Genomic DNA, 16,738 nt, shown 5'->3' on the forward strand with positions numbered 1-16,738 from the left:
ATTATCTTCCCATTAACGCCATTTTTGCTAATAAAGCACTCAATTGAATTCGTTCATTAGCTCCCTCAACTATTCTAAAGTCAGTTTCACCAATAGCATCTGCCAACTCAACCTTCTTCCTCTCATCAATATCCAAACTGTTTATCTCTCTAAACATCTGGTTTAATATATCCTCCCCACTCATTCCCCACTCAACCATAAGCTTATACAATAAATCTCTTGCCTCCATGAACTTTCCATCTAAAGCCAATTCCATCATCTTCTTAACTTCCTCAGGTCTTGCTCTTGATGAGACCTTATAAACAATCTCATCATCTATAACATCACTCAAAGCTGCCGCTGTCTGTAAAACATTTATTGCCTTTCTCATATCTCCCTCAGAGACATAAATTATTGCCTCTAAACCACTTTCAGTTAAATTCAAACCTTCTTTCTCAGCAATCTCTTTTAATTTTTTGGCAATATCCTCTTTCTTTAATGGAGAAAACCTAAAGACAGCACATCTTGATTGAATTGGAGGAATGATCTTGCTTGGATAGTTGCAGTTATGAGACACAAATCCATTTGCTATAAATGAAGGGTCTTTATGGCAGGTTATATCATAGACATCTCTATAACCAATACACTCTTTCTTAATGATTCTTTCTGAAACATACTTTCCATCAACAACCTTTTCTTTTAAGAACTCTTCAAAGGTCATAAAGTTTCTTGGTAATCCAATGTCTTTTCCTTTAAGTTGATTTATTATAAAATCAACTGGAACATTATATTTCCTTGCCAATTCTCTTAGAGATTTTTCACCATCTGCTTCTTTCAATGCATTTTCAGCAATCTCTTTTAGGATTATATCCTTATATGCCTCCTTGATTCTTAGATACTCTCCAACTAACCTTGCAAAGTTGTCTTTTTCATAGGCATAGGATATTCTTGATAGATATTTTAGATAGTTTTTATTATTTGCTTTCACTATCAACTCAGTTAAGTTTTTGTTATCAATTTTACTGACTTTAATATATGATTCAACTTCAAACTCTTCTAACATCTTTTTAACTTCCTCAAAGAACTCTAATGTCTTATCTTTACTTATGTTTTCGACTCTTATCCCTAATTTAATTCCATTTATGTTGTATTTTTTGATATACGGTTTAGTTCCATCAGCTCCAAATAAACCTCTCAAAAACTCTCTCTTGACAAATTTATTTCCGTATTTTATCCATTTTGGAATGTTATATCCGTTTATGGTTTTATTTCCAATTTCAACTCCCCAGAAGTTTAGCAATAAATAAAATGCCTTGTTATTTATATATATAAATGATGTTTTGCCTTTAATTTCTCTACCATCCAATTTATGTTCAATATCTTTTTCAATTATGTTTGATGCTTTTATGCCTAATTTTTCTAAATCTTTCTTAATTCCTTCAAGTTCATTTATTGTAGCAGTTATCAATATTCTTCCTTCTTTTGATTTTGATAAATGCCCGTCTCCAATTATAAAGCCCAGCAACCTTGCAAAGATTCCTGCTTTTTCATCATCATAAGTTATCTCATCCCATCCAAGTTCCTTAATTTTCCTAACGTATTTTAAAGCAAATCCATCAATTTTTCCATTTATAAGATTTTTTATAGTTGTTAGTGATATTTTTATTCCAAATTCTTCCTCAATCTTTCTTCTAATCTCTGATTTACTGTATTTATCTGAGAGCTCCAAAACTCTACTTAATATTTTCTCCTTATCTCTTGTTATTAATTCCTTATAGCTTTTTGCTTTACCTAATGGTTTATATCCAAGTTTAATCTCATAGTTTGTTAAAAATTCGTAGAACTCATTTAAGCCAATTATCCTTCTTTCATCAACTTCAAACCCAACTCCTTCCAATGCTGGATAAACCAATACTTCATCATCCTCTTTTAGCTCATAAACTTCCTTCCATCCATCTCTTGTTAAAAACTTGTGGTCTCCTGTTGCCTCTATCTCCCTACCACTTTCTAAAACTAATCTATAAACCTTATGATTAACTATCTTTGAGTTAAATTTAACCCCTGCTAAAACTAAATCCTCTCCATTTCTATTTAAAACATGTTTAAGCTTTCTTTCTTCAAACATTTTTATAAAGTCCTCTATCTTTATCTCTCTCTCATCTGGAAGAGTTATTTTTGCATCTCCAGTTAGACAGCTCAAGATAAATCTACAAACATCTGAATATTTCTCCATTGTTCTTCTTAAAGCGTTCTGTGCATCTGCAGTTAATGCATCGCTCTCATCTAAGAATATAATCTTAAATGGAACATCCCCAATTGGCTTTGTTCTTGCAAAATCTTTTACTTTTGTTCTAATTACATCTATCCCTCTTTCATCAGAATTATGCAATAATATTGGCACATTTCCAGCAAAGAACATCTCATTGTTTGGAACTGATACATCATAAACAAAGTCGTTGTAGTCAATAATTTCAATCTCTTTAACAACCAACGCATATAACTCTGTTTTAGATAACTTTTTCAATAAATCATAAACTTCTTTTTCTTTATCTGATAATTTCTCAACATTGACCATTTCTAAAATTTGCTTAATTTTATCTTTTGAAACTCTCTTTTTACCTTCATAGAGTTGATGTCTTAATATATATCTCCAGTTTCCATTTATCTTATTCTCTAACTTTTTAATCATTTTGATTATTGGCTCAGCCGGTAGTAAGTTGCTTTTCTTCCACTTCATTCCTCCTTTCCAAATCAATCTTGCTTCATTTTCAAATATTGAACTTTCAATGCCAGATATTCTTGCAAGCCATACCGTATCGATTAATAAATTATCTGATTTGGATGATATTCTAACAACTTCTCTCCAATTTCCACTACTATCTCCATCAGCCAATCCTTTTAAGAATTCAACTCTTAGATTTTCTTTTAATTCAAATATAATATCTGGAATTCTTTTATTTCTTGCTCTTCTTCCATTACCATCATAGAAGTTTTCCTCAACAAATCTCGCAAGTTGGGTATTTAATATTCTAATCTGCTTTGCAGATAACCTTTTTCTATCAAATCCAGAGCCAGTGAAGTTTTCATATTTGCTAAATCCTTTTTTATCAACAATATCATTTAATTTATTAATTAAATCATGCTCATGGCTACCTAATGTATAAATAACTTGTCCAGATGTTTTCCCCTTAAAGCCTACAGCTCCTTCAGCAACATACAATCCAAGCATCCATGCAGTGTCTTCATCAATGTCAAAGTCATTAATTATCTTAACCCTTGAAGTAATATCCTTTGGTTCAAACTCTTTTAAATCCAACCTATCTTTTTCACCTTCAATATTGGCTACAAAGCTTAAGAAACAATCCCCAACCTTTATATCACTTGCTTTCTTTGCCACTAAACCATTTTCATCAAGCATCATAATTGAGTGGTTTCCAGTTAGCTCTATATATCCTCCTTCAAACTTAATTCTCAAAATCTTATCAACTTTATGCCTAATTATTGTAGAAACCTTTCTCCATCTAACTCTAAAGTTTTCATCTACAGTTAAAACCTCTAAGTTATCAACTTTCTTATACATCTCATTTTCATCGTTAGTTTCAAAGTATATCTTATCAAGTTCTTCAAAGGTTGTTCTCTTTACCTTTCCATCTATTTTAACCAATATTGGTGTATCTTTTGAAACAGAGGCATTTAACTCTAAAAAGTTATCTCTCCAGTTTTCTCCAAATAAATCTCTTGCTAAACATAAAGCGGCGGTTGTATTGTGCAGTATAGTTGGTAAATTCCCACCAATAAAGTTGTGGTATCTTGGAACGTGTAAGTCATAGATTGTGAATTCACCATTTAATTGCTCAATTTCAACAATTTCGTCCCAATAAATTTCGTTAGATGCTAAGAATAATACATAGCCAATGCTATCTATCAATTTTTCATCGTTAAGAATCTCTTTTACAAGTTTAAGTTCAGTTTTTCTAATTTCTTCAAGTTTTTCAATTTCTTGGGTATTGCTCTCTAAGTAAATTTTTATACTTGAATTCCACATATTGAGCATTTTTCCAATCTCTGCATAGCTTGAATACTTTTTAGCAAAGATTCTCATTGCATCAATGATTTTTTCAATATTTTTACCAAGGGTATTGGCAATTTTTATATAGTTCTTTAAACTTGGTTTTCTTTTACCTCTTATATATTCTAAAATCCTATCACTTCTTATTCCAGTTTTTTCTGCAATTTCTTTTCTTCTTTCTGCAACTTCATCCCAATCGATTAATATATTTTCTTCTAATGCTTTTTCAATTTCTTTTAACTCTTCTAATCTGTAGTATATTTCTTTTAAAAGTTCTTGAGTGATTTTTCTGCACTTGTTGTAACTCCAATTATCTTTTTCAATGTCTCTTGTTAATTTAACCTTTAATCTATCTCTTATGTATCTTATTTTCTCTTTGTCGATAGTTATAACATCTAAGTTTGGATTTTCATCTTTTATGATTTCTAAGAGCTTTTTAAGTTTTCTTTCTTGACTAAATCCAATGTTGTCCAAGAATGTCCTTAAGTTTGAAGAGTTTGAGATAACAATATGGTAATATACTTTGTTATTGTTTTTATTTACTTTTTCCCTCAATTTTGCAATTATTCCAAACCTTAATAAGGCATAAACTAAATCCTCTGCCATTTCTTTACTTGCAGTTGATAAAACTATTGAGTGTTTTTCAATACCACCATCACAATCAAAGTATGCTCTTAAAAATGCCCTTAATGCATCACTTCTCATTATTTCTTTTGGAATTCTAACTTTATCTGCTTTCTTTCCTCTTAAACCAAGCTTGTCAATAAATTCAACAGCTTCTTTTGAATTAACATAAATATCTGGTGTTCTGTCTTTGTGTATTCTCTCTTTTATTTTTGCATCCTTAAACAACTTTTCAGTAAGTTCTGCAAACCTCTTTCTAAGTTTTTCATCACCGTTTGTGAAGGTTATTTTATTTGATTCTTTGTCTGCATGCCCATCTCCTATGAAATACCCAAGCCATTCTGCTAATTCCTCATTATAATCACTTTCATTAAATAAAATGTATCTTGGTGTTGCTAATTTATCTCCAACCTTTAAATTCTCTGCTTTCTCCCATTTTATTTCTCCATTTTTGTGGTTTATTAAAAGTGGATGGTAAGTTGTTACTTTTAGCTCCCTACCCATTTTGGTTTTTATTTTTATCAACGTGTTGGTTTTATCCTTATAGACATACTGCACATCAAACTCTCTAATTTTTCCATCTTCATCAATTCCTAAAACTTTTAAGTTGTTGGTTAAAGTTACTCCAAATTTTCCATTGCTTATCTCTTCAATAACTTCTCCAATTTCTCTAATCTCTCCATTTACAATAACTTTTGTATCTCCTGTTAAGCACTTTCCAACTCCTGGAGGTCCGCTAAATAATAAATGCGGCATGCTCTTTTTTTCGACATATTTCTTTAATCTCTTTACTATTTCATCCTGTCCAACAATATCATCCAATGTTTTTGGTCTATACTTCTCTACCCATGGTTTTTCCATTATTATCACCAAAATTTTTTATGGATTAATAATTTTTAAACTTTATTCCAATGCATAATCCAATATTTCTCCAAATCTTGATTTTACAATATCTCTTTTCCCTAAAACCTTCGCATGTGCATCTAATTCAACAATTGCGTAATCATAAATTTCTTTTATTGGATGATATGTTCTTGGTCCATCACTTATGCCTATCTTTATTATGTCTTTATCTATCTCTTCAATTGGTAAAGCATGAGGAACACCAGAGACAACAATAGCATCAACATCCAAATCTTTTAATATTTCGACTGCTCTCTCTCCGGTTATTGGATACTCATCTAACCCACCAGTAATATAATCTGCTTTAAACCTTCTTAATATATTTTGTGCATCTCTTCTTATCTTTGGAAGTCCCTTATTTATATCTAAGTTTGCTATATTTACACAGTTAAAGTACTTATTTAAAACAATTAGAGGATGAGCAAACAAATAGGCAGTTTCTTTTTTAGCATTCAACACACATGCTATTTTCCCATCTTTTTCTTTCAAATCCTTTAAAACTTTTATAGCTTCATTTAAATCATCATCATAAGTTGGCTTTATATACTCTTTCTTTGCCATGCCTCTTTTTTTCTCAACTTCAGTAGCTTTTTTTAATAAAAACTTCTGTCTCTCAAACTCTTTCTCATCAATTATTCCTAATTTTAAAGCTGACTCCATAGCCTTTATTGCCCCTATTGTATTATCACCGCTTCCACTATGCACCTCAACTGGGATAATTATGGCTCTATCATCATCTACAAATTCCCACAAATCTTCACCAATAATCATACTTGCACACGTCCCAACTATGCCTATCATTGGCCTCTCTTTCTTTAACTCTTTTTTTAAATATTCAATTGCATAGTCCAAAGCTTTTTTTAAATTCTCTGAAGCTCCAAAGACAATAGCATTTTCATCAATATTGCTTGTAAATACTCTAACTCCATCTAACTCTAATAATCTTGCGGTTCTGAAACAACAACCACTTGGACCATGTAAAATTATAGCATCAACACCCAAATCCCTAAGTTGATACATTGCAGCAGCTATTGGTGAAGGTCTTGGATGGAATATCATAGATTCACCTCAATATTATAGAACTTTCGCAGGAATAAATGATTTATTGAATAATGATGCCTTTAGGCATCTAAATACCTTTTTAATATAAAAACTGCGAAGTTCTATATTAATTCATTCATTAATTTTGTTAAATAACATAAACCATATGTTATTTATTTTATTATCCACAATAAATTTTAAGATTTTATAAATAATAACTTTGGTGAGAGATAAAATGGGCAAAAAAATAACTGGATTGTTGGATGGAGATAGAGTTATAGTGTTTGACAAAAATGGGATATCTAAGTTATCAGCAAGGCATTATGGAAATGTTGAAGGGAATTTTTTATCTCTATCTTTAGTTGAAGCCCTCTATTTGATAAATTTAGGATGGTTGGAAGTGAAATATAAAGATAACAAACCTCTAAGTTTTGAAGAACTATATGAATATGCGAGAAATGTTGAAGAAAGACTATGTTTAAAATATTTAGTTTATAAGGATTTAAGAACAAGAGGTTATATAGTAAAGACTGGTTTGAAGTATGGGGCTGATTTTAGGCTTTATGAGAGGGGAGCTAACATAGATAAAGAACACTCTGTTTATTTGGTTAAGGTATTTCCTGAAGATAGCTCTTTTCTATTAAGTGAGCTAACTGGGTTTGTTAGGGTTGCTCACTCAGTTAGAAAAAAATTACTCATAGCAATCGTTGATGCAGATGGGGATATTGTCTATTATAACATGACCTATGTAAAACCATAAAATTAAAAATTTTTGGAGGGATATAATGATTTTAAAACCAGAAAATGAAAAAAAGTTAATAATTGATGTCTTAAAAAAATTTGGTGTTCCAGAGGAAGATGCCAAAATAACTGCCGATGTTTTTGTTGATGCTGATTTAAAGGGTTTTACTTCTCATGGAATTGGAAGGTTTCCACAGTATATAACTGCCTTAAAATTAGGAAATATAAATCCAAAGCCAGATATAAAGATAGTTAAAGAAAGCCCAGCAACGGCAGTTATAGATGGAGATTTGGGTTTAGGTCAAGTTGTTGGAAAAAAAGCCATGGAATTAGCTATAAAAAAGGCAAAAAATGTTGGAGTTGGAGTTGTTGCTACAAGAAATGCTAATCACTTTGGTATCGCTGGCTATTATTCAGAGTTAGCTATGAATCAAGATATGATTGGAATAACAATAACAAACACAGAGCCAGCTATGGCTCCTTTTGGTGGTAAAGAGAAAATTTTAGGAACAAATCCAATTGCTATAGCATTTAAAGGAAATAAGTATAAATTTTCCTTAGACATGGCTACTGCTTCAATTGCAAGAGGAAAGATTTTAGAAGCTTTAAGAAAAAAAATAAAGATTCCAGAAGGTTGTGCAGTAGATAAAGATGGAAAGCCAACAACAGACCCTGCTAAAGCATTGGAAGGATGTATATTACCATTTGGAGGACCTAAGGGGTATGGTTTGGCATTAGCTATCGAAATGCTGTCAGCTATCGGTGGGGCTGAGGTTGGGACTAAGGTTAAAGGGACTGCTAATCCAGAGGAGAGATGCACTAAGGGAGATTTATTTATAGCTATAAATCCAGAATTTTTTATGGGGAAGGAGGAGTTTAAAAGAAAAGTTGATGAGTTGTTAGATGAAATTAAAAACTCAGAGCCAGCAGAAGGTTTTGAGATATTAATCCCTGGGGAAATAGAGGAGAGGAATAAAATGAAAAGAAAGGATGGATTTGAAATTGATAAAAACTTATACAACCAATTAAAAGAAATTTGTAATGAGTTGGGATTAAATATTGAGGACTATATTGAATAAATTAAATATAAATGGTGAAATAATGTTAATAAAAGATATCATGAAAAAACCCATTGTGGTTTATGAGGATAATGATTTAATCGATGTAATAAGATTATTTAGGAAAAATAAGATAAGTGGAGCCCCAGTATTAAATAAAGATGGTAAGTTAGTGGGAATAATCTCAGAGAGTGACATAGTGAAAACCATTGTTACACATAATGAAGATTTAAATCTCATTTTACCATCACCATTGGATTTGATTGAACTTCCACTAAAAACAGCTTTAAAGATAGAGGAATTTATGGAAGATTTAAAAAATGCATTAAAAACAAAGGTTAGGGATGTGATGACAAGAAAAGTTATTGTTGCTAAGCCAGATATGACAATTAATGATGCAGCAAAGTTGATGGTTAAAAATAACATCAAAAGATTGCCAGTAGTTGATGATGAAGGAAATTTAATTGGTATTGTTACAAGAGGGGATTTGATAGAGGCATTAATTTAAGCTTCAAACTTTTTATTTTTTGTTGTAAATATTTATAATTTATAGAACATCTGGTTGTTATTGTTATTATCTTTAAAACCTTAATAATGGTGAGATTTTGATAATTCAAACACCATCAAGGATTCACATGGGGCTTATAGATTTGAATGGTTCTATTGGAAGAGTTGATGGAGGTATTGGTTTGGCTTTAGAGGAGCCAAATATAAAAATTGAAGGAAAAGAAAGTGATGATATATCCATTGAGTTTGATAAAAAATTGATTGAAAAGTATGGAGAAGATTATATAAAATCTGTTAGAGATAGAGTATATAATACAGCTATCAAAGTTTTAGATGTTATTGGTGGAGAGGGAGTTGATTTAAAAATCCTATCACTATTTCCAGCCCATTCTGGTCTTGGTAGTGGAACACAGCTATCTTTGGCTGTAGGTAAATTAATATCAAAAATATACAATAAAGAAATGAACGCCTACAATATTGCTAAAATTACTGGAAGGGGAGGGACTTCAGGCATTGGAATAGGGGCTTTTGAGTATGGAGGATTTTTAATTGATGGAGGGCATAGTTTTGGCAAGGGTAAGGATAAAGAAGATTTTAGACCTTCATCTGCTTCAAAAGGAGTTAAGCCAGCACCAATAATATTTAGACATGATTTTGATTGGGAAACTATCTTAATAATTCCAAAAGGAGAACATGTCTATGGAAAAAAAGAAGTGGATATATTTAAAAAATACTGCCCAGTTCCTTTAAATGAAGTTGAAAAAATCTGCCATTTAGTTTTAATGAAGATGATGCCAGCAGTTGTTGAAAAAAATTTAGATGATTTTGGAGAAGTTATCAACAAGCTTCAATACTTAGGCTTTAAAAAAGTTGAACTCTCTTTACAATCAGATATTGTTAAAGATTTAATTAATGAATTGCATAAAGATGTTTATGCAGGACTTTCAAGCTTTGGCCCAACAATTTATGCATTTGGAGACAAAAAATTAATTGTTGAAAAAGCCAACGATATTTTTGATAAATATGGAGTTTATGGAGAAATAATTATAACTAAAGCAAATAATGTGGGGCATAAAATTTGGTGATTCACAATGAACTTGTTCAGAAAGATAAGTGAAAAACTTAAATCCTATGAAGATTGGGTTACTGAGGCTAACTATTACTTAGATGAAGGAATATATGACAAAGCAGTTGAATGCTACTTAAAAGCATTAGAAAAGAAAAATACCAATCCTATTGATTGGTTTAATCTTGCTTATGCACTCTACCATTTAGAAAAATACGACTCTGCACTTGAGGCAATAAATGAGGCGTTAAAAATATCTCCATCAAACATATATTTTGCATATCTTAAAGGACTCATTCACTATAAACGTGGGGAAATAATTTTAGCATATAAATATCTTAAAAAGGCCTCTGAAAAAATTAAAAATGAGGAATTATTTGAAATTTTGGGAGATATTTCGGTTAAATATGGTAGATACGAAGAGGCTTTAAAATACTATTTAAAATCATATAAAATGGCAAATTCAAAAAATCTCAATGCGTTATTTAAGGCAGGAAAGATTTATCTACTGTTTGGAGACATTGATAAAGCATATGATGCGTTTAATGAAATATTACAACAAAATCCAAGCCATGAGTGTAAAAAAATTGTTGAATGTATGGAAAACGTTGTAAATGCCATAAACTCTTATGAAGATTTAAATAATGGACTTACGATGATAAAAAATAAAGATTACATTGGTGCATTAAAAATTTTTAATAAAGTGCTTCAGATAGATGAAAATTCTGACATCTCTTACTATTATAAAAGTGTAATTGCAGAAATCTTTGAAGAATATAAAAAAGCCCTTGAATATATTGATAAATCGATATCAATATTTAATAGGAGTTTATATTATGCAAAAAAAGGAGATATATTATACAAGCTTGGAGATGAAGAGGGAGCTATAGAAGCATATAACAAGGCAATTAAGCTAAATTCACAAAATCCATATGCATATTTTGGATTGGCCATACTTTATTACAGAAAAGGAGAGTTGGAAAAATCCTCAAACTTTTTTGATAAAGTCTTAGAAACATACCTTGAAGAACTCTCAGAGGAAGATATTAGCGCACTCAACTTATACTCCCTAATTGGAAAAGCTGAGACAACAGGAATCCCAAAATACTATCATGAGGCTATGAAATATGTAGATAATTTAATAAATCTGGAAAACAGCAGTAGATGGTGGTATGTCAAAGGGTATATTTATTACAAGTTAGGGAACTACAAGGATGCGTATGAATCTTTTATGAATGCTTTAAGAGTGAATCCAAAAGATATTAGCACATTAAAATCTCTTGCAATAGTTCTTGAAAAATCTGGAAAAATCGATGAAGCGATAACAACATACACAAAAATTTTGAAAATTGTCAATTCTTTGCAATTTACATGTGAAATCGACAATATATTAGAAAAATTAAGAAGTAGAAAACCTACAAATCTTGAAATACCTTCGGTTTTATTTGATATTCCTGTAATGTATCACAAACCAAATATTACTTGTTTCTATGCATCAAACCTATGGAAGTATATGGCAAATAATAATCCTATTGGAGCATATATCTATCTATCATTTATTGAATCATACATAAGCTTAGATGAAATATCCCAAATGGTCAATGATATAAAGTCCAAGTTATCATTAGAGATGTACAGATACTGTGAATTAATTGATGATTATAAATCTGATGAGAGCGTTTTAATGCAAATAAAAGAGCTTCTCCAAAAACTTGGGTGTATGTTATGAAGGTTGTAGGAAAGACTACAACAACACACTTTACTTTTGAATCCCTTGAAAAGATAAGATTTGGAGAGTATGTAATTGCAAAAAATGTTGATGGCAGAGATGTATTGGGTGTTATAAAAAATGTAGTTGCAGATGTTGAGAAATTTGTTGGTGAAGTTAAAGTCATTGGTGTATTGGATGGAAACAAAATAATTCCCAATAGAACACCAATACTCCCAAACAGTGAAGTTAGATTGTGTGATGATGAAATCCTAAATAATATATATCTAACTCCAGATGGGTTGAATATAGGTCATTTATTAACAAGAGATAATGTTAGAGTTTATTTAGACACAAATAAACTTGTATCAAGACATTTTGCAATACTCTCTATAACTGGAGGGGGAAAATCAAATACCGCATCTGTTTTGTGCAGAGAACTTGCAAAGAAAAATGGAACTGTAATAATGATAGACCCCCATGGAGAGTATATCTCTTTATATCATGAAGACATGGAGGGGAAAATAAAGGTAATAAATCCAATAATAAACCCTGTTTTATTAGCTCCAAGTGAATTTGCTAATTTAATTGGGATAGGCGATAATGAGATAGAGAAGAGAGTTTATGTGGAATTTGCATACCACACTGTAAAACATGAATGTCCAGATGCTAAAGGAATTGAGTTTATTGAAAAAATAGAAAATCTACTCTATGAATGGAGTAAGATAGCATCAGTTGGATGGGAAATTAAATATTACAACCCATTAAGAAGGAACTATGATAGAAGAAAATTAGAAAAGGAAGATTTCGTTATATTGATGTCTCTCATTGATACTATTAGCAAATTCAAATTAGATTATGCATTAAATATTGGGGATAGAGATGTAATTGAAGAATTTGAAATTGGAAAAATAAACATCGTTAATTTAAGTGGGTTGGAGATTCCTCAGATGGTTACTTTTGTGGGATTTATAGCTAAACATCTTCTTTTAAAAAGGATAACTTACTTAAAATCATTAAAGGATGTATATAGTATTAATGAGGAAATTAGAAGAGTTGCACAATCAAACTTAAACATTATTGAATCACACTACAAAGTTGTAACAAAACCTGTCCTGTTAATTGTAGAAGAAGCTCATATATTTATTCCAGTAAATGAACAAAACTCAGCAAGCTTATGGTTGGGGAAGATAGCAAGAGAGGGAAGAAAATTTGGTGTTGGTTTAGGTTTAGTATCCCAAAGACCTAAGCAATTGCATCCTGATGTTTTATCTCAAACGAACACTAAGATAATTTTAAAAATAGTCGAACCAGAAGACCAAAAATATATACAGAGAGCTTCAGAAGAACTTGGAGAAGATTTGGTAAAAGATTTGGCATCTTTGGGTATTGGAGAAGCAGTAATTGTAGGAGCAGCAATATCCCTCCCATCAATAGTCAAAATTGACAAATTTGATGGAGTATATGGAGGAAAGGATATAAACATAGTCGGAGAATGGATGGGTTTAGATGATTGGTAACCATAGGAGGAAACCTCCTATTGGTATACCACCCGTCTATTAAGTTAGGACTTTCAGTCCTAATTAATATCCATATTTAGGTGATTTCATGGATGTGGAAGATACTGTTAAAAAACTAAATTTAAAATTCAGAAATATAGAAGGAGAGAGATTAATTTTAGCAATAACCTGTGATGAGAATAAAAATGTGTTAATGGTTGCATTTATGAATGAAGAGGCATTAAAAAAGACATTAGAAACTGGATATATGCATTATTATTCAACAAGTAGAAAAAAGTTATGGAGAAAAGGAGAAGAGAGTGGAAATGTTCAAAAATTAATAAAATTTTATAGGGACTGTGATGGAGACGCTTTATTATTTATAGTTGAACAGAAAGGGGTTGCATGTCATGAGGGTTATTATTCATGTTTCCATTATAAAATAGAAGATGGAGAACTAAAAATAACTGGAGAATACTACTCTAAGAGATGAGAATATGGACCCAAATAAATTTAGAGAGAAAGAAATATCCAAAAAAGAAGCATTAGAGTTATTTGAAGATAATGAGATTATATTTGAGTTGTTTAAATTTGCAGATTCTTTGAGAAGAGAGGAAGTTGGAGATATAGTTACCTACGTGGTAAATAGAAATATAAACTTCACAAATATATGCGTTGGAAATTGCAGATTTTGTGCTTTCAGAGCCAATGAAAATGACAAACATGCTTATTTTTTAGATATAGATGAGATTGCTAAGAGGGCAGTAGAAGCAAAAAAATTTGGTTGCACTGAGGTTTGTATTCAGGGAGGATTGCATCCAAAGATAGATACATATTATCAGGCGGAGATTTTAAAGGCTGTGCATGAAGCAACAAAACCTTACGGAGATATCCACATACATGCCTTTTCTCCAATGGAGGTTTATTTTGGTGCTGAGAATGCTGGCTTAGATATTAAAGAAGCATTGAAAATATTGAAAGAAAATGGTCTCAACTCCATGCCAGGAACTGCGGCGGAGATTTTAGATGATGACATTAGAGCTGAACTCTGCCCAAATAAAATAAAAACTAAAGAGTGGATTTATATAATTAAGGAGGCTCATAAATTAGGCATTCCAACAACTGCAACAATGATGTATGGGCATATCGAAGAATATAAACACTGGGTAAATCATCTTTTTATAATTAAAGAGATTCAGGAAGAGACTAACGGCTTTACTGAATTTGTTCCACTCTCATTTATGCATAAATATGCTCCAATCTATAAAGAAGGAAAGGCAAAAGCTGGAGCTACTGGAATTGAAGATTTAAAGGTTTTTGCTGTTAGCAGAATAATATTTAAGGGTTTGATAAAAAATATCCAAGCTTCATGGGTTAAATTAGGAAAAAAGATGGTTCAAGTTGCTTTAAGATGTGGGGCTAACGATGTTGGTGGCACTTTGATAGAGGAGAGTATATCAAGAAGTGCAGGAGCTGAGCATGGAGTTTATATGAGTGTTGAAGAGATTAGAGACATGATTAAAAGGGTTGGATTAATTCCTAAGGAGAGAACTACTTTGTATAAAATTTTAGAGTAATTTATTATAAAAGGTGAGAGGTTGGAAATAAGGAAAAGATATTTTTTAAGTAAAAAAGATGTTAAAAAAATAAAAAAAGAATTGGAAGTGTTTTTTGAAAATGTTGATGAGATAATCCCAAAAAAAGGAAATGTGGAGATAGCTATAACTGATGACTTTGAGATAATATTAGTCGATAAAGAGCCAATTGCATTTAAAAAAGATGATAAAGTAATTCCAACATTAAAATTGTTATTAAAATCCCTCCCAGATAAAAATTTAGTTGTTGTTGATATAGGTGCTATAAAATTTTTAATAAATGGAGCAGATGTAATGGCTCCAGGAATTGTAGATGCAGATGAAAATATTAAAGAGGAGGATGTTGTTTTTGTGGTAGATGAAAACCACAAAAAGCCAATATGTGTTGGAATTGCATTAATGAATGGAAAAGAGATGAAAGAAGCAGATAAAGGAAAAGCTATTAAAAACCTTCACTATGTAGGAGACAAAATCTGGAATTTTAAGGGATAAAAATGAATGATAAAAGGTATATGTTAATAATAGCTATTTGTTTAATTTTTTTATCTATATTGGTTTATTCAATACATTTTTTAATCTTTGGAAAAGTTGATTACATATTAAGCTATTTTTTATTACATTTGGCATTTGTTCCTATTGAAGTTTTGCTTGTAAGTTTAATCATTGAGAAAATTTTAGATTATAGGGAAAAAAAGAAGATATTGGAAAAATTAAATATGGTCGTTGGTTCTTTTTTTAATAGTGTTGGAGAGGAACTTTTAAAAATAATCTTAGAAGGAGATGTTGGGAATATAAGGGATTACTTAAAAATATCAGATGAATGGAATGATAAAACTTACGAAGAAACAAAAAAATTATTAATGAATTATGATTGTAACATAGATATAGAAAAAATTGATTTATATAAGCTTAAAAATCTATTAGAGAGAAATAAAGAATTTCTTTTAAGATTGATGGAAAATCCTTTGCTATTGGAGCATGAAAGCTTTACCGAATTACTATTGGCAGTATTTCATTTAGCTGATGAGCTACATAGAAGAGAGGATTTAAGCAACCTTCCAAAAAGTGATTTAGACCATTTAAAAAACGATATTATTAGAGTTTATAAATTATTGATTATTCAATGGCTAAACTACCTAATGCACTTAAAAGATAACTATCCATATCTGTATTCATTATGTTTAAGGGCAAATCCATTTGATAATAAGTCCATTATTATAGAGGAGGATGATAAATGAAAGAGAACAAATTTGAGATGATATACAAAATATACAAAATTTTATTAGATTATTATGGACATCAAAATTGGTGGCCTGCCGAAACAAGGTATGAGGTTGTCGTTGGAGCAATTTTAACTCAAAATACAAGTTGGAAAAATGTAGAGAGGGCTATAAATAATCTAAAGATGGAAGATTTGTTGGAAGAAGTAAAAATACTAAATGTTGATGAAGATAAACTAAAAGAACTTATAAGGCCAGCTGGATTTTATAATTTAAAAGCTAAGCGTCTAAAAAATGTAACTAAATTTATTGTTGAAAATTATGGAAATACAGAAGAGATGGCTAAGACAGATAAAGACACTTTAATATTAAGGGCTGAGCTCTTATCAATAAATGGAGTGGGAAAGGAAACAGCTGATAGTATTTTGTTGTATGCATTAGATAGGGAGAGCTTTGTTGTTGATGCCTATACCAAAAGAATGTTTAGTAGGTTGGGAGTAATTAACGAAAAAGCTAAATATGATGAGATTAAGGAAATATTTGAAAAAAATTTACCAAAAGATTTAGAAATATACAAAGAATATCACGCATTAATAGTAGAGCACTGTAAAAAGTTCTGTAGGAAAAAGGCATTATGTGATAACTGTCCAATTAAAGAATTCTGCCTCTCAAAGTAATTTTTTGCTATCTTTAAAAAAGTATATATATGTGATTGAAAATTATAAGGG

General features: G+C 30.8%; 13 protein-coding genes. 11 read left to right on the forward strand and 2 right to left on the reverse strand.

Features of this window, described 5'->3' with window-relative positions; all coding sequences use genetic code 11:
- Position 1: 1 nt before the first annotated feature.
- Together MJ_RS07615 and cfbD are read right to left on the reverse strand one after the other, a co-directional pair.
- The gene (locus tag MJ_RS07615; protein ID WP_162484768.1) at positions 2–5,533 is read right to left on the reverse strand and encodes an LAGLIDADG family homing endonuclease; all 5,532 of its coding nucleotides are present in this window, start codon (positions 5,531–5,533) and stop codon (positions 2–4) included.
- A gap of 42 nt (positions 5,534–5,575) precedes the next feature.
- Positions 5,576–6,634 carry a Ni-sirohydrochlorin a,c-diamide reductive cyclase catalytic subunit gene (gene cfbD, locus MJ_RS07620; protein WP_010870941.1) on the reverse strand — a complete coding sequence of 353 codons (1,059 nt, stop codon included), beginning with the start codon at positions 6,632–6,634 and terminating at the stop codon, positions 5,576–5,578.
- A gap of 217 nt (positions 6,635–6,851) precedes the next feature.
- On the opposite strand from cfbD, the gene endA reads away from it, so the two are divergent.
- The 11 genes from endA (at position 6,852) to MJ_RS07675 (ending at position 16,687) form a co-directional block, all read left to right on the forward strand.
- A complete protein-coding gene (gene endA, locus MJ_RS07625) occupies positions 6,852–7,376 on the forward strand; it encodes a tRNA-intron lyase (protein WP_064496827.1) in 525 nt (174 codons plus the stop codon).
- A 25-nt stretch (positions 7,377–7,401) separates the two neighbouring features.
- Positions 7,402–8,436, forward strand: coding sequence for an L-sulfolactate dehydrogenase (gene comC, locus MJ_RS07630; RefSeq protein ID WP_010870943.1), 1,035 nt, complete (start codon positions 7,402–7,404; stop codon positions 8,434–8,436).
- A 22-nt stretch (positions 8,437–8,458) separates the two neighbouring features.
- Positions 8,459–8,923: a CBS domain-containing protein gene (locus MJ_RS07635; RefSeq protein ID WP_064496828.1), complete on the forward strand. Its 465-nt coding sequence runs from the start codon at positions 8,459–8,461 to the stop codon at positions 8,921–8,923.
- Positions 8,924–9,020: 97 nt separating this feature from the next.
- Positions 9,021–10,007 (forward strand): beta-ribofuranosylaminobenzene 5'-phosphate synthase, encoded by a 987-nt coding sequence (locus tag MJ_RS07640; protein WP_010870945.1) that lies wholly within the window; start codon positions 9,021–9,023, stop codon positions 10,005–10,007.
- 6 nt (positions 10,008–10,013) lie between these two features.
- Positions 10,014–11,717 (forward strand): tetratricopeptide repeat protein, encoded by a 1,704-nt coding sequence (locus tag MJ_RS07645; protein ID WP_010870946.1) that lies wholly within the window; start codon positions 10,014–10,016, stop codon positions 11,715–11,717.
- A complete protein-coding gene (locus tag MJ_RS07650; RefSeq protein ID WP_064496829.1) occupies positions 11,714–13,216 on the forward strand; it encodes an ATP-binding protein in 1,503 nt (500 codons plus the stop codon). Before MJ_RS07645 ends, MJ_RS07650 begins: the two co-directional genes overlap by 4 nt.
- A gap of 88 nt (positions 13,217–13,304) precedes the next feature.
- On the forward strand, positions 13,305–13,688 hold the full coding sequence (gene hisI / locus MJ_RS07655; RefSeq protein WP_010870948.1) for a phosphoribosyl-AMP cyclohydrolase: 384 nt from the start codon (positions 13,305–13,307) through the stop codon (positions 13,686–13,688).
- Between the two features lie 4 nt (positions 13,689–13,692).
- On the forward strand, positions 13,693–14,772 hold the full coding sequence (gene cofH / locus MJ_RS07660) for a 5-amino-6-(D-ribitylamino)uracil--L-tyrosine 4-hydroxyphenyl transferase CofH (RefSeq protein ID WP_010870949.1): 1,080 nt from the start codon (positions 13,693–13,695) through the stop codon (positions 14,770–14,772).
- Positions 14,773–14,793: 21 nt separating this feature from the next.
- Entirely contained in the window at positions 14,794–15,282 is a 489-nt protein-coding gene (locus MJ_RS07665; RefSeq protein WP_010870950.1) for an RNA-binding protein, read from the forward strand.
- 2 nt (positions 15,283–15,284) lie between these two features.
- On the forward strand, positions 15,285–16,028 hold the full coding sequence (locus MJ_RS07670) for a hypothetical protein (protein WP_010870951.1): 744 nt from the start codon (positions 15,285–15,287) through the stop codon (positions 16,026–16,028).
- Positions 16,025–16,687: an endonuclease III domain-containing protein gene (locus MJ_RS07675; protein ID WP_010870952.1), complete on the forward strand. Its 663-nt coding sequence runs from the start codon at positions 16,025–16,027 to the stop codon at positions 16,685–16,687. Before MJ_RS07670 ends, MJ_RS07675 begins: the two co-directional genes overlap by 4 nt.
- Positions 16,688–16,738: the final 51 nt, after the last annotated feature.

It is taken from the genome of Methanocaldococcus jannaschii DSM 2661 (assembly GCF_000091665.1).
Taxonomy (GTDB): domain Archaea; phylum AGJL01; class Methanococci; order Methanococcales; family Methanocaldococcaceae; genus Methanocaldococcus; species Methanocaldococcus jannaschii.